This is a genomic window from Sphingomonas faeni, assembly GCF_024273235.1.
GTDB lineage: Bacteria > Pseudomonadota > Alphaproteobacteria > Sphingomonadales > Sphingomonadaceae > Sphingomonas > Sphingomonas faeni_A.
In genome coordinates, this window is record NZ_JANBVH010000009.1 from 103,955 (window position 1) to 123,481 (window position 19,527).

Below are 19,527 nucleotides of genomic sequence, written 5' to 3' on the forward strand. Positions count from 1 at the left end.
GCGGCCGAGAACGGCGCCCCCGCTTGCTTTCCAACGGCACGCGCGGCGCTCCGGCGTGACCAGATGATCCCAGATGATCTGAGGGCCTTGATCCGATGTCGACCGTCACCGCAGTGCCGCTGCAGCTCACCAAGCGCAGCTATCTCGTCTATCTCTGGGTCGGCATCGCGCTCGCGCTGATCGCCGCGGTCGCGCTCGCGCGTCAGGGCGATGATCCGTTGGCACGCAATGCCCGCGCCAAGGGCGTGGTCGTGACCGCGTCGGGGTTGCAGTACAAGGTGATCGCGCCCGGCAAGCCCGGTGCGGCCAAGCCGACCGATGCGGACGTCGCGCTGGTCAACTACGAGGGCAAGCTGCTCAACGGCACGACCTTCGACAAGTCGCAGCAGCCGACGCCGATGCCGGTGACCGGCGTCGTTCCGGGCTTCTCCGAGGCGCTGAAGCTGATGCCGAAGGGCTCGAAGTATCGCTTCTGGATGAAGCCGGCGCTGGGGTATGGCGACAAGGCGGCCGGGCCGATCCCGGCGAACTCGACGCTGGTGTTCGACGTCGAGTTGCTCGACTTCCTGCCGCAGAGCGTGGTGCAGCAGATGCAGGCACAGGCGCAGATGGGGCGTGGCGCGCCGGGCGGTATGCCGGGTGGTGCACCGGGCGGCGCGCCGGGCCAGCCCCAGCCCTGAGGTTCGGCCGGCTGATTGCCGGTCGATCTCACTATCCTGGGCAACGCCATATGGATTCGCAAGCGCGCCCCCGGTTATCCGCGGGCGCGTTTTTCGTTTGGGCAGGTATGGATATCGCGGGGTGATGGCTCCGAGTTTCACCCCGAGCCATCACCCGCACCGGCGGCGGGCAATCGTCACGTAATCTACGAGGAGGGGGCCCGGTGAGGTAAGGCCGTTGCTTGGGGTGTGGTGACCGTTGGGTCGCGTCTGCGCTTGTGACCCGCGGACCAAGCCTGTTTCCCCGCGAAGGCGGGGATCCAGACTGGGCTCCCGCCTTCGCGGGAGAACAGTGACGCGCGGGCGATCAATCCGGCATCCAGATTCTACGCACCCCTGGTTGGCGGCCGCGTTCATCGCTGGCGGCGATGCGGTGCAGCAGGAAGCCGGGGGTTAGGCCACGGCGTGAGAGTTTCCTCCCGGCCGTCTGCGGCAGGCAAAAAAATAGCGGCCCGAAGACCGCTATTTCTCGAACAAAGTCGTAAGACTTAGTTGCTGTCCGAATCGTCGTCGTTGTCTGCAACGATAACGATACCGGCGATGACTGCAGCTGCTGCGAGAACCGCAACGATGATGCCGCCGCCAGCGAGCTCGTTCTTGTCAGCCGAAACCGAACCCGAGCGAACCGACTTCGAAACCGACAGGTTTGCCGGAGCTGCTACTGCCGGAGCAACTGCCATCGTGGCGGCTGCTGCGGTCAGGATGTACTTCCCAAGACGCATAATAAACTCCCTTTGTGCTCGTCGCTTCGAGCAATGGCATAAAACCTTACCCAAGGCAACCAAGGCCAGTAGTGCAGTGCAAAGCGTTTTACACTGTTGCGGCAACGCAACACGCGATAGCCGCGACTGTTGGTATAGCCGAGAAAGACGACGCTGTAAGCGGGAGTTTGCGGGCCGCGCGATATTCGCGGCGAACCGAACTAGCCCGTCTGCGCGCGTACCGCAGTGCCGGTCTGGAGCGACCACGTCGCCGCACCCTCCATGCCCAGCGCCGTCAACCGACCCGAGGCATAGGCGCCGGTATCGATGCCGATCCGATGGCCCCGCTGTTCGATCTCGTCGGTCATCGTATGGCCGTGGACGATCGTCTTTTCGAGCGCCGACCGATGATCGAGGAAGGGATCGCGAATCCAGCGCAGGTCCGAAGTCCGTTGCTGGTCGAGCGGCGTATCGGGACGTACGCCGGCATGGACGAACGCATAGTCGCCGATCACGATCATGTCCTCGAACGCACTGAGGAACGCGCGATGGGGGGGCGGGACCAGATCTTCGAGCCGGTGGACCAGTTCCTCGTAATCGAGCCGTTCATATTCTGATGGCTCCATGCCGTAGCTGATCACCGTCTCGCGGCCGCCGATTCGGCAGAACAGGCGGAGCGCCTTGGGTTCGCCGTCGAGCGCGCCGAGGAAGATCTCCTCGTGGTTGCCCAGCAGGAAGCGGACGTCGTCGCGAGTCGCGGCGAGATCCATCAGGCGCTGGACGACGGCGGCGGAGGCGGGGCCGCGATCGACGATGTCGCCGAGGAATATCAGCGTCGTCTGCGCAGGGCCGCGCGTGCGCTCGTCCTCCTCGATCAGGGCGATCAGTTCATCGAGCAGGTCCGCACGCCCGTGAATATCGCCAACCGCATAGACGCGGCGACCTTCGGGTATTTCGGGCTGACTGGTCTTGGCAACGCTACGGGACTTGAAAAGCTTTGAAATCATGCTGCTATCGATGAAGGGGGAAAGATGTACGGGGGCTGATCGACTGCGGGACGAATAGGTTCCCGTCGGTCGGACGCCGGGTGTTCGGATATGGCTGGTCGAATACGGCTGGTCGGATACGGATCGCATAGGGTTTAACGCGACGGGCCGCAACGCATCCGCGTTCATCGACCATGACGGGGCCGCGGCCGAAGAGTATGGGGATGCATGCCGACCATCGCACGCTCCCTGCTGTTCCTGCTGCTTGCCGCCGCGCCCGCCCCGAAGAACGAAGGGCCGCCCCCGGCATTTTTCGAGACGTTGCGCGCGGCGGACCTGCGGATGGCGACGATCGCCTATCGCCTGACGACCGCGAATGCCGCTTTGTGCGACCGGCTCCAGCCGCAACTCGGCATGCCGATCCACGCGCTGACGCAATATGGGCCGGCGACGCGCACTGCCGCCGCGACCGCGTTCGGGTTCGAATCGACGGTCGGCGTCGAGGCGGTCGTGCCGGGGGCGCCGGCGGACAAGGCCGGGGTGCGTGCGAACGATTCGATCGTCGCGATCAACGGCACCGAGCAACCGGGACTGCCGACAGCGGATGCCGCCGAGGGGGCGGGCGCGCGCGATGCGGCGGAGGCCGTGATCGCGACGGCGCCGGTCGGCAAACCCGTGCGGCTGACCGTCTTGCGCGGCGGGCAGCGCTTGCCGATCACGGTTCAGCCGGTCACCGGCTGTCGCTCGCGGTTCGAGATCCTGCTCGGCAGCGGGCTCGACGCCACCGCTGACGGCGCGATCGTGCAGATCGGCGAGCGGTTCTTCGAAGGCTATACCGACGCGGAGATCGCGGTCGTCGTCTCGCACGAGCTGGCGCACAACATCCTGCGCCACCGCGAGAGGCTCGACGCGGCGAAGATCAATCGTGGCCTGCTGGCGGAGCTGGGTCGCAACGGCCGGTTGATCCGCGAGACCGAGGACCAGGCGGACCTGCTCGGGATCTACCTGCTCGCCAATGCCGGGTATGATCCGATGTCGGCGCCGAAATTCTGGCGGCAGAAGGGCGGCACGATCGACGGCGGACTGTTCCGCAGCCGTACGCATGCCTCGTCCAAGGCACGCGCCGAGGTGCTCGAAGCCGCCGCGCGCGAGATCGCGGCGACCCCGACGCGGCCGATCATCCCGCCAGTCGTTGCGACTCGAGACGTGCCGTTGCGCTGACCGGCAGCCCCGACGCGCGCGGCTGATCCGGCCAGATGCCGCGCGTATCGAGCACCGCCTTGTCGGCGCGCTCCTCGAGCGGGATCGATTTGAACACGTCGTGGTCGACCAGCACGATCATGACCGAACAGGTCTCGATCGCGGTATCGACGTCGATCAGCGTGGCGCCGGTATCCGCCAGCACCGCGGGCAGCGTCTGCGCATAGGGCTCGACGATCCGCACGCGGTCGCCGAACTGCCGCGCGACGGCCTCGGCGACCTTGAGAGCGGGGCTCTCGCGGAAGTCGTCGATGTTCGCCTTGAACGCGAGGCCGAGGCAGGCGACGGTTGAATCCGGGAAAGCTTCGACGAGGGCGGCGACCTGCGCGATGACGTGGTCGGTCTTGCCATCGTTCACTTCGCGTGCGGTGCGGATCAGCGGGGTCTGGTCGGGGGCGGCGTGGACCAGGAACCACGGGTCGACCGCGATGCAATGCCCGCCGACGCCGGGGCCGGGCTGGAGGATATTCACGCGCGGATGGCGGTTGGCGAGGCGGATCACCTCCCAGACGTCGACGCCCATCGTGTCGGCGATCAGCGACAATTCATTGGCGAAGGCGATGTTCACGTCGCGAAACGCGTTCTCGGTGAGCTTCGTCATCTCCGCGGCGCGCGCGGTTGTGGTGACGCAGGCGCCGCGCACGAACCGGCGGTAGAAGGTGAGGGCCTTGCGTGCGCAGCGCGGCGTGATCCCGCCGATGACGCGGTCGTTGTCGATCAGCTCCACCAGAATGCGGCCGGGCAACACGCGCTCGGGGCAATAGGCGATCGCGATGTCCGCCTGGTCGCCGGTCTTGCCCGGTACGCGCAGATCGGGGCGCAAGGTCGCCAGCAGATCGCGGACTTTCTCCGTCGTGCCGACCGGGGAGGTCGATTCGAGGATGATCGTATCGCCGGTCTTCAGCACCGACGCGATGGTCGTCGCGGCGTCGAGGACATAGCCGATGTTGGGCGCATGATCGGTGTCGAACGGCGTCGGCACGGCGATGACGAAGACGTCCGCCGGCTCGATCGCGGTCGAGGCGCGCAACGTGCCGCGTGCGACGACGCCGGAGACGAGACCATCGAGATCTACCTCCTCGATATGCACCCGGCCGGAATTAACCGTCTCGACGACCGACTCGGTCACGTCGACGCCGAGCACTTGCGCGCCGGTCCGCGCGATGATCGCGGCGGTGGGAAGGCCGATATAGCCGAGCCCGAGCACGACGACGTTGAGGTTGGTATCAGACAGCATGCCCGGCGCCCTTTGCGAGTGTTTCTGCGATTGTCTTGGCGATCCTGGCCGCGGCATGGCCGTCCCCGAACGGGTTATGGGCACGCGCCATCGCGGCATATACGCCTGCGTCGTCGAGCAGCGTGAAGATTTCGGAGACGATGCGGTCCTCGTCGGTGCCGATCAGCTTGGCGGTGCCGGCCGCCACGCCTTCCGGCCGCTCGGTCGTCTCGCGCATCACGAGTACGGGCTTGCCGAGTGCGGGGGCCTCCTCCTGCACGCCGCCCGAATCGGTCAGGACGATCTCCGCCATGCCGAGCGCGCGGACGAAATGCGGGTAATCGAGCGGCTCGATCCGCGCGACGTTGGCGCGGTCGCCGAGGATGGCGTCCATCACCGAGACGACGTTGGGATTGGGGTGGACGGGGAACAGCACCGCGACGTCGTCGCGCGCGGCGATCCGACCGATCGCGCGGGCGATCGCCGCCATGCCGTCGCCGAAATTCTCGCGCCGGTGCGTGGTGACCAGGACGATGCGCTTGCCGGCGAAGCGCGCTGCGATGGCGTCGAGACCCGCCGCCAGTGCAGGGTCCGCCGCGACGCGGTCGGCGGTCCAGTGCAGCGCGTCGATCACGGTGTTGCCGGTGACGTGGATCGTGTCGGCGGGGATCGTCTCGCGTCGCAACGCCTCGGCCGCGGTCTCGGTCGGGGCGAAGTGCAGTGCGGCGATCGGCGCGACGATGCGGCGGTTCACCTCCTCCGGCCAGGGCTGGTAGATGTCGCCCGAGCGCAGCCCTGCCTCGACATGCGCGACCGGGACCTTGCGATAATAGGCGGCGAGTGCGCCCGTCATCGCAGTTGCCGTGTCGCCCTGAACCATGACGAGATCGGGCGTCTCGGCGTCCATCACCTCGCCAAGCCCGGTGAGCAGTCGCGCGGTCAGGCGATCGAGCGTCTGGCCCGGCTCCATGAGGTCGAGATCGATGTCGGGCGACAGATCGGCGATGGCGAGGACCTGGTCCAGCAACCCCCGATGTTGTGCGGTGACGCAGGTGCGGACGACCAAGCCGGGGGTCGCGGCCAGAGCGCGGATGACCGGAAACAATTTGATCGCTTCTGGACGCGTACCGAAGATGACGAGAATCTTTGACATGACAACGCCCTAGCCCAACGTCTTTAATGACGCGCTAATGGACTGCATCGAATTGGACTTCTGTGCATTTGCACGCGTGGACGTCGACCGATAGACGTCCATACGAGCATACAGGGAGCTTCGAATGACGATAAAGCCGCTGCGCAAGGCCGTGTTTCCGGTCGCCGGACTGGGCACGCGCTTCCTTCCGGCCACCAAGGCCATGCCGAAGGAAATGCTCACCGTCGTCGACAAGCCGCTGATCCAATATGCCGTCGAGGAAGCGCTCGAGGCGGGGATCGAGCAGATCATCTTCGTGACGGGTCGCAACAAGGGCGCGCTCGAGGATCATTTCGACATCTCGTACGAGCTTGAGGATACGATGCGGTCGCGCGGCAAGTCGCTCGATGCGATCAGCCATATCCGGATGAAGCCTGGCTCGCCGGTCTATGTCCGCCAGCAGGAGCCGCTGGGTCTCGGCCATGCCGTATGGTGCGCGCGCGAGATCGTCGGCGACGAGCCGTTCGCGGTCCTGCTGCCGGACGAGCTGATGGTCGGCAAGCCGGGCTTCATGAAGCAGATGGTCGAGGCGTATAACCAGGTCGGCGGCAACGTGATCGGTGCGCTCGAAGTGCCGGACTCCGAGACGGACAAATACGGCATCATCTCGCCCGGTGCGATCGATGGCCGGCTGACCGAGGTCACCGCGCTGGTCGAAAAGCCCAAGCGTGGCACCGCACCGTCGAACCTGATGATCCCGGGACGCTACATCCTCCAGCCGGAGGTGATGCGGATCCTAGAGACGCAGGAAAAGGGCGCAGGCGGCGAGATCCAGCTGACCGACGCGATGGCGCAGCTGATCGGCAACCAGCCGTTCCACGGCTTCACCTTCGACGGCCAGCGCTATGACTGCGGCGACAAGGCCGGCTATATCCAGGCCAATCTGGCGATCGCGCTCGCTCGCGATGATATCGGCCCGGGCATTCGCGACTTCGCGACGAACCTGCTGGCGCGCTGAGCTACCGGCCCGCTTACCGGGGCGCGCACCGGCCCTCTCACCGGAACGTCAGAAGGCGTTCCGGTGCAGCAGGACGCGGAAGGTCAGGACGATGATCTTGATGTCGCGCCAGATCGACCAGTGTTCGAGATATTCGAGATCGGCCTGGAGCCGGTTGCGCAGATCGTCCTCGTACACCGTCGCACCGCGATAGCCGCGGACCTGTGCAAGGCCGGTCAGCCCGGGCTTTGCGGCATGGCGATGCCAGTATCGCTGGTCGACTTCCCAGAACAGCTTGTTCGCCGCGCGCGATCCCAGTGCGTGAGGACGGGGGCCGACGATGCTCATGTCGCCTTTCAATACGTTCAATAGCTGCGGCAGTTCGTCGATGCTGGTGCTGCGGATGAACTTGCCGACACGGGTGATCCGGTCGTCGTCGCGCGCCGTCGATCGTGCGCCGTCGCCGTCGCAGCCATCGACGCGCATGCTGCGGAACTTCATCAGCCGGAACATCTGGTTGCTTCGCCCGATCCGGACCTGGCTGAAAAACACGGGGCCGCGCGAGTCCAGCTTCACGGCCAGCGCGATCAGGATCAGCATCGGTGTCAGCATGAGCAGGCCGAAGCTGGCGAGCATCACGTCGAAGCCGCGTTTCATGAAGCGGTCGAACAGGACGAGTGGGCCGTTGGCGATGATCACCGTCGGCGTGTTGCCGTGGACGCTGATCCCGAGCGGCGCGAGCACGTTCAGTTCCGGCATGAATATCTCGCTTTGGATATTCGCGCCCTTCAAGGCCTGTGCCCAGGCGAGCCGACGTTCGGGGCTGCACGCGACGATGACCCGGTCCGCGCCCGACAGCGATTGGGCGAGGCGGTCGTACATTACGGGATCGTGTCGGTCGGGATCGAAATAGGAATCGGACGCGATGATGACCGAGAAGCTTCCCTGCGGGATCGGCTGGCCGGGATCGTGCAGCAGCACGATGCTGAACGGGTTCCCGCCGATGATCGCGGGCATGTGGCGGACGAACAGGAACCGGCCCAGCGCCAGCGAGACCACGGCAAATCCGGAACCCATGGCAACGACGAGCCGAGGGAAGATGTCGCTCGCCTTGAAGCAGAAGGCGATGAAGATGACGGCCGAGATCGCCAGCGTATAGGCTTGCAGTCCGCGCGAGACGGAGCGGAACGGATCGCGCAAATTGCGGGCGGCGTAGCTTCCGTTGTTGAGCGTCGTGATGACAAATACCGGGATCAACACCGCGAGTATCACGATCCAGTTGGTATCGGCCCGAAACGTATCGCGAAGGCCGGCTGCCACCCCGTAACTGACGACGATACATCCGATATCGACCGTGAGAAGGCCGAGGATCAGGCGAATGCGCAGCGCCGACGCGCTGGGACGCCACGTTCGTGCAGGTTTCTTTACCTGCGCCGACCCTGGAGCCCGGCGGATCACGCCGCCCTCCATATTCATTGACCTAATGGACGCACGTGCAGTCCCCCCTGCACCAATCAGTATCGCGAAATGCCGCAATGCAAAAGAACAACTATTTACTATGAGGAAAACGGACGCCTCCATTTGCCCAACCGCTCGTGCAGCTTAGTCCGTTTCGAAGGCTAACTTACAGCGCGACCTGGATTTTGCCGCACGCAGTGCAACCCGGATCCTTCGGCAGGCGGATCGACCGGAAGCGCAGGGCCAGGAGGTCGATCAGCAGCAACTTGCCTGCGGGGTCGTCGCCGAACGGGGCGATCGCACGCAGCACTTCCAGCGCGGCGAGGCTGCCGATCACGCCGGTGACGGGGCCGAGAACACCGTCTTCCGCGCAGCTCGTTTCGGCCCGCTCGGGGTCCTCGCCGACGAAGCAGCGGTAGCACGGCTTGTCCGCTTCCCAGCCGCGATAGGTGGCGAGCTGGCCTTCGAACTGCCCGACCGCGGCGGAAACGAGCGGGATCTTCGCGACATGCGCGGCATCGGCGACGCAGAAGCGGGTCGCGAAGTTGTCGCAGCCGTCGAGCACGACGTCGGCGCCCGCGAGCAGGCCTGCGACGTTCGTTGGATCGATTCGGACACGGTGGGTTTCGACAGCGACATGCGGGTTGATCCGCACCACCGCCGCCGCCGCCGCCTCGACCTTCGCGATGCCGGTATCCGCGGTGGCGAAGATCGTCTGGCGTTGCAGGTTCGAGGGCTCGACACGGTCGTCGTCGATCAGGATCAGGCGACCGACGCCGGCGGCCCCCAGATACTGGATCGCGGGCGAGCCGATCCCGCCGGCCCCGACGATCGCGACGGTGGCCGCCTTCAGTCGCGCCTGCCCGGAGCCGCCGAATTCCTTGAGGACGATATGCCGCGCATACCGGGTGAGTTCGTCGTCGGAGAGGATCATGCGCCCCAGGCGAACGTCAGGCTGGTGCGATACCAGGTGTCGGTATCGGTATCGACCACGTCGATCGAATCGCGCGCGCCGAGGATAACGCCGGCCGCATATTGCTCGACCGTCGGGCAATCGATCGCGCGCGGGGTGATGCGGCGGACGCGGCCGTCGCGCGTCATCAGCACCGCGAGATCGAGGCTGAGCGACCAGCCCTGCACCGTCCGGACCGCCTTCGCGCAACGCCCGGCCATGACTTCGCCGTGGACATAGGCCGAGGTGTTGGCAAGCGTGGTCGCCTGGCGACGGATGCGCAGGGGGGGCAGCGTGCTCCAGTCCTGCGGGGGCAATGGGCCGGATACTGGGCCAGATACTGGCACCGTCGCGGGCGGCGTCGCCGGGATCGTGGGGACGACCTGCACCTGAGCGATCGGAGGCGCCGCGGCTTGGAGCAGGAGGAGGAAGGCGGCGATCATCGGCCGGTCGATCCGAAGCCGCCTGCACCGCGGGTGGTGTCGTCGAGCGTCGCGACTTCGTCGAGCGTGGCGCGCAGGACGACCGCGGGAACGAGCTGCGCGATGCGGTCGCCGCGCGCGATCTCAAACGGCTCCTGGCCAAGATTGGCGAGGATCACCTTCACTTCGCCGCGATAGTCGCTGTCGATCGTACCGGGCGTGTTGAGGCAGGTGACGCCGTGCTTCAGCGCGAGGCCGGAGCGAGGGCGGACCTGCACCTCGTGCCCTGCGGGAATGGCGATCGCGAAGCCGGTGGCGACAGCAGCGCGTGCGCCGGGGGCAAGCGTCAGCGCCTCGGCGGCGACGACGTCCATGCCGGCCGCGCCGTCGGTCGCATAGGCAGGCAAGGGCAGGCCCTCGCCGTGCGGCAGGCGCTTGAGTTCGATGCGGATCATGATGCGGCTTCTAGCGCATCGGCGATGCGGTCCGCCAGTCGGGCCGCGACCGCGTCCTTGGGCAGGCGCTCCCAGCTTTCGATGCCGGTTGCCGTGACGAGATGCACGCTGTTGTCCGCGCCGCCCATCACGTCGCCCGATACGTCGTTGGCGACGATCCAGTCGGCCGTCTTGCGAATGCGCTTGGCGACGGCGTGTTCGAGCACGCGCTCGGTTTCGGCGGCGAACCCGACCAACAGGCGAGGACGGTGCGGGCTGCGCGCCAAAGTCGCGAGAATATCGGGATTTTCCGCGAGCGTCAGCGTGGGTGTGGCATCGCCCTTCTTGATCTTCTGCGGGACGGACTCGACGTGCCAGTCCGCCACGGCCGCCACCATGACCGCGGCGTCGGCGGGCAGCGCGCGGTCCACCGCGTCGGCCATCTCGCGCGCGGTCTCGACGTCGATCCGGTCGACCGCGGGCGGGGTCGCGAGCGTCACCGGGCCGGCGACCAGCGTGACGCGTGCGCCGAGCCGTGCCAGCGCTGCGGCGATCGCGAAGCCCTGTTTGCCCGACGAGCGGTTGGCGATGTAGCGGACCGGGTCGATCGGCTCGTGAGTCGGGCCGGCGGTGACGAGCATGTGGCGCCCCGCGAGCCGCTTGCGCGGGGCGGGAGCGAGCATGTCTTCGATCGCGGCGAGGATGGCGGGGGGCTCGGGCAGGCGGCCGGGGCCGTATTCGCCGCACGCCATCGCGCCTTCGTCGGGTTGCATCACCGTCACGCCGTCGGCGCGGAGTTGCGCGACGTTGCGGACGGTCGCGGCGTGCGTCCACATGCGGACGTTCATCGCCGGCGCGACCAGGACCGGCGTGTCGGTGGCGAGGAGCAGAGTCGTCGCGAGATCGTTCGCCAGGCCGCCGGCCATGCGCGCCATCAGGTCGGCGGTGGCGGGCGCGACGACGATCAGGTCGGCCTGACGGCTGAGCTGGATATGGCCCATCTCGGCCTCGTCCTTGAGATCCCAGAGCGTGGTGTAGACCTTGTCCTCGCTGAGCGCGGCGAGCGTCATCGGCGTGATGAAATGATGCGCCGCCTCGGTCATCACGCAGCGCACCGCATGGCCGCGACCTTTCAGCAGGCGGATCAGTTCGGCGGCCTTGTAGGCGGCGATCCCGCCACCGACGATCAGGAGAATGCGCGTCATGAAGCGTCTTTAGCGGATAATGCGCGTCACGGTAATGCGCCGGCTGTCGAGCGCCGCATGGACCAAATCGCGCAGGCCATCGGGGACGAACACGAGCCCGGTCAGCAGCAACGGCGTGACCAGCAGCGCCCAGTGCGGCGTCTCCTCGGTGCCGAACACGGTGATCAGCAGAGCGATAAGGACGATCGTGGCGAGCGCACGCAGGGCAAGGGGATCGCGCCATGTCGCCCAGCCGAACAGCGCGAGGCCGACGATCGGTGCTGCCAGACCTAACGGCAGCCAGGCTAGGGCGGTGGCGGAGACTGTAGCGGACACGAACGCGCCGAAGCCGAGCAAGCCGGCCCAGTCGAAGATCATGTCGTCGAGTGGCTTGACGACCTGGGCCACGGCATAAGCGTGGATTGCCAATACCAATGCGACGACGATCAGCGCGGCGGCCCAGCCCAGGGCCTCGCGCCGCTGACGTTCGGCCAGCGCGAACGACAGCATGACGATCAGATAGAGCGCGGCAGTCTCGCGGAGCACGGCCGCTGCAACACCGAACGCGATCGCGTCGACATAATGGCCGCGCCGCCTGATCGCGAGCGAGAGCGCTATCGCGAGCCCGGCCCAGAGATCGGGCAAGGGCGCGAGCGAGGGCTGGAGCAGTGGCGCGAGGCTGGCGAACAGCAGCAAGGCGACTGCCGTCTGCGCGGCGCGCATCTTCAGTACCGGCTGCATACGGCCATAGCAGGCGACCGCGACCGCCGCGGCGAGCAGATAGAGCATCGCCATCACCACCATACTCGGCAGCGCGGCCTCGATCACCGCGAGCGTGGGCAGGCGGAACGCGGTGAATGGCGCGAGCGGATAGCCGCCGGCGCGCAGTGCATCCGCGGTTACCGCATAGTAATTGCCGCCGTGGCGAACGCCGTCCACGATCATCGCGTATAGCGCGGTATCGGTATGACCAGGTGCCGTGGATAGCGTGGCGAGCGTCGCAGTCACGAGCAGCGCCAGCAGCGCGACCACCGCCCGCGCGGCGGGTTGCGAGATGTTTGCGAACCGTGACGGCGCCGCGAGCCAGACCGGGGTCAGCGGGCGGCGCATCGTCACGTCACGCTGAACCACGTTCCTGCGATGCCGACGAGCGCGGCGATCACCGCGACCGCCGCATAGCGCCAGCCGCCGCCGATCCGGATGACTTCGATCTCGCGCAGCGGCGGCATCGGGGGGGCACCACCGGGGGCGGGGTAATGCGCCTCGATCCGGCGGACCAGTTCGGGCAGGCGGGTCAGCGTCTGGAAGTCGGCGATCAGGCGGTCGGCGATCGCGGCCTCGGGGCCGAGTTCGCCGCGGATCCAGTCGCGGACGAACGGTTCGGCGGCTTCCCACAAATTGATGTCGGGGTTGAGGCTGGTCGCGACGCCCTCGACCATCACCATCGTCTTCTGGAGCAGCAGCAGATGCGGCTGCGTCGCCATGTCGAAATCGCGCGTGATCGAGAACAGGCTGTCGAGCATCATGCCGATCGACATGTCCTTGACCGGCAGACCGCGCATCGGCTCGCCGACCGCGCGCAATGCCGTGGCGAATTCGGCGACGTCGTGATGCGCGGGGACGTATCCGGCCTCGAAATGGATCTCGGCGACGCGCTTATAATTGCCGGTGATCAGGCCGTAGAGGATCTCGGCGAGCCAGACGCGGGCGCGGCGATCGATCCGGCCCATGATGCCGAAGTCGATCGCGGCGATCCGGTTGCCGGGGAGCGCGAACAGGTTTCCCTGGTGCATGTCGGCGTGGAAGAACCCGTCCGCGATCGCCTGGCGCAGGAACGCGCGGACGAGCGTGTTGGCGAGGCCGGGAAGGTCGTAGCCGGCGGCGACGAGCGCCGGGCGGTCGGACAGCTTGATGCCGTCGATCCACTCGATCGTCATGACCTTGTTGGTCGAGCGCGCCCAGTCGATCGCGGGAATGACGAAGTCGGGCTCGGCGGTCATGCCCTCCGCGAGTTCGGAGGCCGAGGCGGCTTCGCGGCGGAAGTTCAGTTCGCGCAGCGTCCAGCGCTTGAACGTCTCGATCGTCAGGCGCGGGCGGAGGCGCATCGCCTCGGGGCTGAGCGCCTCGAGTTGTGCCGCGGCCCAGCTATAGGTGTCGATCGCGCGGGCGAAGTCGTCCTCGACGCCGGGGCGGAGAACCTTGACCGCGACCTGGCGGCCGTCGGTGGTGACCGCGCGGTGGACCTGCGCGATCGATGCCGCGCCGACCGGGATCGGTTCGATGCGCGAGAACAACGTCTCCAGCGGCTTGCCGAAGCTCGCCCGCATCGCCGCTTCGATCGTCTCGTAGGGTACGGGGGAGAGCTGGTCCTGGAGCCTGAGCAGATCGTGCGCGGCGTGCTCACCGACGAGATCGGGGCGGGTGGCGAGCGTCTGGCCAAGCTTGATCGCCGCGGGTCCGATCGCCTGGAACGCGTCGGCATAGCGCGGCACCGCGGGCACGCGCGCGCCGAACCGGGCGATCCGGGCGAGGCGGCGGACGGGGGCTGGCGTGTTGGGATCGCGCTCGATGCCGCGCAGCGCGCCGTGGCGGGCGAGGATGCGGCCCCATTTGAGGAGTCGCCATATGTGGGTGGTTGAGGCGGTCACTGCGTTGGAGCGCCTTGAGAAGGGGTTTGTTCACGCGAAGGCGCGAAGGCGCGAAGAGAAGAGATTGGTTCACGCGGAGACGCGGAGACGCGGAGGTGGTGCGTATGGCCGCGACTGCGGCTTTTCATCGTTAGCGAAGGGATAGCGAAGCGCTGACGCGCACAAGACGCGGCGCCTTCGCGCCCACTTACTCTCCGCGTCTCCGCGTCTCCGCGTGAACAACTCTTCGCCACTTCGCGCCTTCGCGTGATCACTAGATCTTCCACCCGCTGTGGATCGCGACGAGTCCGCCCAGCAACGGCTCGACCTTCGTTTGCACGAAGCCCGCATCCGCGATCATGCCCTTGAACTTGGGCATGTCGGGGAAGCGGCGGATCGATTCGATCAGGTAGCGGTAGCTGTCGGCGTCCTGCGCGAGCAGCTGGCCGAGCTTCGGGACCATTTTGTGCGAATAGGCGTCGTACACCTCGGCGAACCCCGGCCAGACGGTCGTCGAGAATTCGAGGCAATAGAAACGCCCGCCGCGGCGCAGGACGCGGTGGGCTTCGCGCAACGCCTTGGGGATGTCGGTCACGTTCCGGATGCCGAACGCTATCGTGTACGCGTCGAAGAACTTGTCGGGGAAGGTCAGCGTTTCCGCATTGGCCTCGGTCCAGACCAGGCCGTCGATGCCGCGCTTCTGCGCGCGTTGCATGCCGACTTCGAGCATCTGCGGGTTGATGTCGGCGACCGTGATCGATGCGCCCGACGGCTCCATGCGGAAGGCGATGTCGCCCGTGCCGCCCGCCATGTCGAGAATCTGCTCGCCTTCGCGCGGTTTCACGCGGCGGACGAAGCGGTCCTTCCACAGCCGGTGCATGCCGCCCGACATCGCATCGTTCATCAGGTCGTATTTGCCCGCGACGTTCGAGAAGACGCCGCCGACGCGGGCGGTCTTCTCAGTGGCGGGAATGTCTTCGTAGCCGAAGGAGACGGTATCGGGCGTCGAAGCGGGCGCGGGCGCGATCAAGTCGTTCATATCCTGCGCTCTAGCCGCGCCTTGTGGCGCGAGCAAACGCAACCTAGCTGCAAAGCGTGCCAGAGTTACCAGAAGTCGAAACCACCGTGCGCGGGCTGGAGCCCGTGCTGAAGGGCCAGCGCCTGACCTCAGTCGAGCCGCGCCGCGCCGACCTGCGCAAGGCGATTCCGGTCGACCTGCGCCAGCGGATGACCGGGGCGACCGTGACGACGCTCGGGCGGCGCGCCAAATATGGGCTGATCGACACCGATCGCGGCGACACTCTGGTGTTCCATCTCGGCATGTCGGGACGCTGGCGAGTCGATCCGAGCGAACTGCTCGCGCACGACCACCTCCTGATCGGCACGGCGGCGGGTCGCACGGTCGCACTCAACGACCCGCGGCGATTCGGCTTTCTCGATCTCTGGGTGACCGACGATATCGCCAATTATCCTCCGTTTCTCAGCATGGGGCCCGAGCCGCTCGGACCAGACCTGACGGCCGCGTATCTGCTGGAGGCGCTCGAAGGGCGGGGCGCCTCGATCAAGGCGATGCTGCTCGACCAGCGGATCGTCGCGGGGCTCGGCAACATCTATGTGTGCGAGGCGCTGCACATGGCGAAGATCGCGCCATCACGCGCGGCGGGGCGGATCTCGCTGTTTCGACTCGAGCGACTCGTGGAGGCGATTCGAGCGGTGCTGACGGCGGCGATCCTGGCCGGTGGTTCATCCCTGCGAGATTACGTCCGGCCCGACGGCGAACTCGGCTATTTCTCCAAGCAATGGCGCGTCTATGGTCGCGAGGGCGAGGCGTGCGAATGCGGTGCTGCCGTCAGGCGGCGTACCGAGGGTGGGCGCTCGACCTTCTGGTGCGCCAAGTGCCAACGCGGTTGACGATCACAGGCAAAGTGAGTAGGGCCGCGGCTTCGAGAGGGCGTAGGAGCAATCCGGCGCCCCTTTTTATTCATTCGAACATCCAGAGGGCTTCATGGCGAACACGCCGCAGGCGAAAAAGCGTATCCGTCGCAACGACCGTCGCGCGGAAGTGAACGGCAACCGAGTCGGCCGTATCCGTACCTTCATCAAGAAGGTCGAGGCCGCACTGGCTTCGGGCGACAAGGGCGCAGCGACCACCGCACTCGCAGCGGCACAGCCTGAGCTTCAGCGTGGCGTCGCTAAGGGCGTGCTGCACAAGAACACCGCGAGCCGCAAGTTCGCGCGTCTGACCAAGGCCGTGACCGGACTCGCCTAAGCGACCGATCACTGTCGAAAGCGGATCACCCGTCGGGACATTCCCGGCGGGTTTTTTGCGTGTGCGAAGGGAACCTGGGGGGAGTCCGCGCAACCCTAGGATTCGCCACGATTCGTGCGTGCGAGAATCACGTCACGCAATCGCGAAAATTGCAAAAAATGCGTAAACACAGCCACTTATAAAAATATCGACGCATTTCCGCGGCTTGATCAAGTCAACCCGCTTTATTTCGAAAATGTGACGCCTCGGGGCCTTGCTCGGATCGCCGATCGCTTCATAACAGGGCTCACAGCGACGGTGGCTTCCACCGCTGCATCAACAAACAGGGCGAAGATGCCGGATGACCCTTGGGGTCGTCTGGGGGCCATTTTCTGTCGGGACTATGTCACCTGCACGCGTGTCGTGCGGGGTCGGAGAAGTGTGCGCGTGACGAAGTGGCAAGGACCGATGACCCACGCGACCGAGGCCGAGAAGGCCTGGGCCCGCGTGCGTGCATCCTTGCGCGAGTCGGCGGGCGCGCGGCTGTTCGAGCAGTGGCTGAAACCGATCGAGCTGATCCCGGGCGAGGACCGCGACACGATCCGCCTCGCGCTGCCGTCGGCGTTCATGACGAACTGGGTCCGCAATCATTACGCCGACCGACTCGTGCTCGAATTCAAGCAGATCCTGCCCAACGTCCGCACCGTCCAGATCGAGACCCGGGCGCCGGGTCGCGCGCCCGTCGTGCTGGCGATCAAGCCGGTGGCGGATCCGGTCATCGCCGAACCTGCCGCGCCGAAGCCGGTCGTCGAAGCCAAGCCGGCCGCGGACGCCAAGCCAGCTGCGCAGCCTGCACAGGTTTCGATGAAGTTCGGGGTCGATCCGTCGCTGAAGCCTGCGCCCGTGGTGGCAGCGGCGCCGGTCGGGGTACCCGCCGAACGCCCGCCGCTCGATCCGCGCTATACCTTCGCGCGATTCGTCGTCGATCCGTCGAACAAGGTCGCGTTCAACGCCGCCAAGGTGCTCGCCGAGCCGGGCCCCGTCCGGTTCAGCCCGTTGTTCCTCCACAGCGGCACGGGGCAGGGCAAGACCCACCTCATGCACGCGATCGGCCACGCGTTCCTCGAGCATAACCCGCACGCGATCGTGCTGTGCATGTCCGCCGAGCGGTTCATGTACGATTTCGTCGCGGCGATGCGCGCGCGCGATACGCATGCGTTCAAGCAGCGGCTGCGCGGTGCCGACCTGCTGCTGATCGACGACCTCCAGTTCATCGCCGGCAAGGACGCGACGCAGGAAGAATTCTTCCACACGGTCAACGAGATCATGGCGGCGGGCAAGCGGCTGGTGATCTCCGCCGATCGCTGTCCGCAGGCGCTGGAAGGCGTCGAGGCGCGGATCATTAGCCGGATGGCGGTCGGGCTGGTCGCGGATATCAAGGCGCCCGACCTGACGCTGCGCCGGACGATCCTCGACCGGAAGCTGGTCGACCTGCCCGACATGCGCGTGCCGACCGACGTGCTCGACCTGCTCGCCAGCCGCATCCATGCGAACATCCGCGAGCTCGAAGGCGCGCTGAACCGGGTGGTGGCGTATGCGCAGTTGACCGGGGATACGATCGACCTCGACTTCGCGGTCGCGACGTTGGGCGAAGTGCTGCGGGGCGCGCAGAAGCGCGTGACGATCGACGAGATCCAGAAGCTGGTGTCCGCGCATTTCGAGCTGAAGCCGCTCGACCTGATTTCGGCGCGGCGGGCACGGGCTGTGGCGCGGCCGCGGCAGATCGCGATGTATCTGGCCAAGCGGCTCACGACCCGGTCGTTGCCTGAGATCGGGCGGAAGTTCGGTGGCCGCGATCACTCGACGGTGATCCACGCGGTGCGCAAGATCGAGGAACTGCGCGATTCGGACCGCGATATCGATGCCGCCGTGCGCGTGCTGATGCGCGAGTTGGAAGGCTAGGCGCTTCCCTTCCTCGTTCTCCCGCGAAGGCGGGAGCCCAGACTGGACACCCGCCTTCGCGGGGGAACATGCTTCATTGGCATACTGAAGTCTTCTCCCCTCCCTGGAAGGGAGGGGCCGGGGGTGGGTTGGCCGGCTTTTGCCGCACCGGTTCCATGATGCGGATTGCGACCCACCCCCAACCCCTCCCTTTCAGGGAGGGGGCAGGTCGGTTCGCGCTTAAACCTGCAACCCCATCGCGTCCTGCGTCGCCTTCAACACCGGCGCCGCCAGCGCGCGCGCCTTCTCGGCGCCCGCCTGCAACACCGCGGTCACCGCGCCGCGATCGTCCAGCAACCGCACCATCTCGTCGCGGATCGGTCCCAACTTGGCCACCGCCAGATCCGCCAGCGCGGGCTTGAACGCGCCGAAGCCCTTGCCACCGAACTCGCCGAGCACCGTCGCCACGTCGCTGTCCGCCAGCGCCGCGTAGATCGTCAGCAGGTTGCGTGCCTCCGCGCGGTCGCCGAGTTCCTCGACCGTCGCCGGCAGCACGTCCGGATCGGTCTTCGCCTTGCGGAACTTGTCCGCAATCGTGTCGTCGCTGTCGATCAGCTTGACCACCGACTGCTCGGACGGGTTCGACTTCGACATCTTCGCCGACGCATCGCGCAAGCTCATGATCCGCGGCGCGGCCTTGCTGATCAGCGGCGCGGGCAGCGTGAACAGGTCCACGCCGTAGTCGCCGTTGAACTTGGTCGCGATGTCGCGCGCGAGTTCGAGGTGCTGCTTCTGGTCCTCACCGACCGGCACGTGCGTGGCGTTGTAGAGCAGCACGTCGGCGGCCATCAGCACGGGGTAGTCGTACAGCCCGACGCTCGCGCCTTCGCGGTTCTTGCCCGCCTTGTCCTTGAACTGGGTCATGCGGTTCAACCAACCGACGCGGGCGACGGTGTTGAGCAGCCACGCCAGCTCGCTGTGCGCGGGGACGCGCGCCTGGTTGAACAGGATGGACTTCGCCGGATCGATCCCCGCCGCGATCATCGTCGCGGCAACCTCGATCGTGTGCGCCGACAACTCCGCCGGCGCGATCCATTCGGTCGGCGCGTGGAGATCGGCGATGAAGAACATCGACTCGCCGCCCTGCGCCGCGACGTCGTCCTGGAGTGCGACCCATTGCTTCACCGCCCCCAGGTAATTGCCGAGATGGAGATTACCGGTGGGCTTGATGCCGGAGACGACGCGCATGG

Annotated in this window: 19 protein-coding genes; 6 read left to right on the plus strand and 13 right to left on the minus strand. The window is 66.6% G+C overall.

Annotated elements, in window-relative coordinates:
• Nucleotides 1-95 precede the first annotated feature (95 nt).
• Nucleotides 96-680 (plus strand): FKBP-type peptidyl-prolyl cis-trans isomerase, encoded by a 585-nt coding sequence (locus NLI89_RS06845; RefSeq protein WP_254686339.1) that lies wholly within the window; start codon nt 96-98, stop codon nt 678-680.
• Nucleotides 681-1,207: 527 nt separating this feature from the next.
• Here the strand turns inward: NLI89_RS06845 and NLI89_RS06850 are convergent.
• Complete coding sequence (locus NLI89_RS06850; RefSeq protein WP_254686340.1) at nt 1,208-1,441, minus strand: hypothetical protein; 234 nt, start codon at nt 1,439-1,441, stop codon at nt 1,208-1,210.
• A gap of 200 nt (nt 1,442-1,641) precedes the next feature.
• Entirely contained in the window at nt 1,642-2,427 is a 786-nt protein-coding gene (locus tag NLI89_RS06855; RefSeq protein WP_254686341.1) for a metallophosphoesterase family protein, read from the minus strand.
• A gap of 207 nt (nt 2,428-2,634) precedes the next feature.
• Between NLI89_RS06855 and NLI89_RS06860 the strand changes: the two genes are divergently transcribed.
• Nucleotides 2,635-3,627 carry a M48 family metallopeptidase gene (locus tag NLI89_RS06860; RefSeq protein ID WP_254686342.1) on the plus strand — a complete coding sequence of 331 codons (993 nt, stop codon included), beginning with the start codon at nt 2,635-2,637 and terminating at the stop codon, nt 3,625-3,627.
• On the opposite strand, the gene wecC is transcribed toward NLI89_RS06860, so the two are convergent.
• Together wecC and wecB are read right to left on the minus strand one after the other, a co-directional pair.
• Nucleotides 3,584-4,903, minus strand: coding sequence for a UDP-N-acetyl-D-mannosamine dehydrogenase (gene wecC / locus NLI89_RS06865; RefSeq protein WP_254686343.1), 1,320 nt, complete (start codon nt 4,901-4,903; stop codon nt 3,584-3,586). The genes NLI89_RS06860 and wecC overlap by 44 nt on opposite strands.
• A complete protein-coding gene (gene wecB, locus NLI89_RS06870; protein WP_254686344.1) occupies nt 4,893-6,035 on the minus strand; it encodes a non-hydrolyzing UDP-N-acetylglucosamine 2-epimerase in 1,143 nt (380 codons plus the stop codon). The genes wecC and wecB overlap by 11 nt, the downstream gene beginning before the upstream one ends.
• 124 nt (nt 6,036-6,159) lie before the next feature.
• Here wecB and galU point away from each other — a divergent pair, with 124 nt between their 5' ends.
• A complete protein-coding gene (gene galU, locus NLI89_RS06875) occupies nt 6,160-7,032 on the plus strand; it encodes a UTP--glucose-1-phosphate uridylyltransferase GalU (protein WP_254686345.1) in 873 nt (290 codons plus the stop codon).
• 48 nt (nt 7,033-7,080) lie between these two features.
• Here galU and NLI89_RS21860 read toward each other — a convergent pair whose 3' ends face one another.
• The 8 genes from NLI89_RS21860 to NLI89_RS06915 form a co-directional block, all read right to left on the minus strand.
• A complete protein-coding gene (locus NLI89_RS21860) occupies nt 7,081-8,469 on the minus strand; it encodes a sugar transferase (protein WP_254686346.1) in 1,389 nt (462 codons plus the stop codon).
• Nucleotides 8,470-8,635: 166 nt separating this feature from the next.
• Entirely contained in the window at nt 8,636-9,403 is a 768-nt protein-coding gene (locus tag NLI89_RS06885; RefSeq protein WP_254686347.1) for a HesA/MoeB/ThiF family protein, read from the minus strand.
• Entirely contained in the window at nt 9,400-9,864 is a 465-nt protein-coding gene (locus tag NLI89_RS06890) for a hypothetical protein (protein WP_254686348.1), read from the minus strand. The genes NLI89_RS06885 and NLI89_RS06890 overlap by 4 nt, the downstream gene beginning before the upstream one ends.
• On the minus strand, nt 9,861-10,298 hold the full coding sequence (gene dut / locus NLI89_RS06895; protein ID WP_254686349.1) for a dUTP diphosphatase: 438 nt from the start codon (nt 10,296-10,298) through the stop codon (nt 9,861-9,863). The genes NLI89_RS06890 and dut overlap by 4 nt, the downstream gene beginning before the upstream one ends.
• Entirely contained in the window at nt 10,295-11,482 is a 1,188-nt protein-coding gene (gene coaBC / locus NLI89_RS06900; RefSeq protein ID WP_254686350.1) for a bifunctional phosphopantothenoylcysteine decarboxylase/phosphopantothenate--cysteine ligase CoaBC, read from the minus strand. Before coaBC ends, dut begins: the two co-directional genes overlap by 4 nt.
• A gap of 9 nt (nt 11,483-11,491) precedes the next feature.
• Nucleotides 11,492-12,592 (minus strand): hypothetical protein, encoded by a 1,101-nt coding sequence (locus NLI89_RS06905; protein WP_254686351.1) that lies wholly within the window; start codon nt 12,590-12,592, stop codon nt 11,492-11,494.
• A complete protein-coding gene (gene ubiB, locus NLI89_RS06910) occupies nt 12,574-14,109 on the minus strand; it encodes a 2-polyprenylphenol 6-hydroxylase (protein WP_254686352.1) in 1,536 nt (511 codons plus the stop codon). The genes NLI89_RS06905 and ubiB overlap by 19 nt, the downstream gene beginning before the upstream one ends.
• A gap of 253 nt (nt 14,110-14,362) precedes the next feature.
• A complete protein-coding gene (locus NLI89_RS06915; protein ID WP_187503372.1) occupies nt 14,363-15,127 on the minus strand; it encodes a class I SAM-dependent methyltransferase in 765 nt (254 codons plus the stop codon).
• Nucleotides 15,128-15,183: 56 nt separating this feature from the next.
• Between NLI89_RS06915 and mutM the strand changes: the two genes are divergently transcribed.
• The 3 genes from mutM (at nt 15,184) to dnaA (ending at nt 18,298) form a co-directional block, all read left to right on the plus strand.
• Entirely contained in the window at nt 15,184-15,999 is an 816-nt protein-coding gene (mutM, locus tag NLI89_RS06920; protein ID WP_254686353.1) for a bifunctional DNA-formamidopyrimidine glycosylase/DNA-(apurinic or apyrimidinic site) lyase, read from the plus strand.
• Between the two features lie 94 nt (nt 16,000-16,093).
• Complete coding sequence (gene rpsT, locus NLI89_RS06925; RefSeq protein ID WP_031394736.1) at nt 16,094-16,357, plus strand: 30S ribosomal protein S20; 264 nt, start codon at nt 16,094-16,096, stop codon at nt 16,355-16,357.
• Between the two features lie 447 nt (nt 16,358-16,804).
• Entirely contained in the window at nt 16,805-18,298 is a 1,494-nt protein-coding gene (dnaA, locus tag NLI89_RS06930) for a chromosomal replication initiator protein DnaA (RefSeq protein ID WP_254686354.1), read from the plus strand.
• A gap of 219 nt (nt 18,299-18,517) precedes the next feature.
• On the opposite strand, the gene trpS is transcribed toward dnaA, so the two are convergent.
• Nucleotides 18,518-19,525 carry a tryptophan--tRNA ligase gene (gene trpS / locus NLI89_RS06935; protein WP_254686355.1) on the minus strand — a complete coding sequence of 336 codons (1,008 nt, stop codon included), beginning with the start codon at nt 19,523-19,525 and terminating at the stop codon, nt 18,518-18,520.
• Nucleotides 19,526-19,527 lie beyond the last annotated feature (2 nt).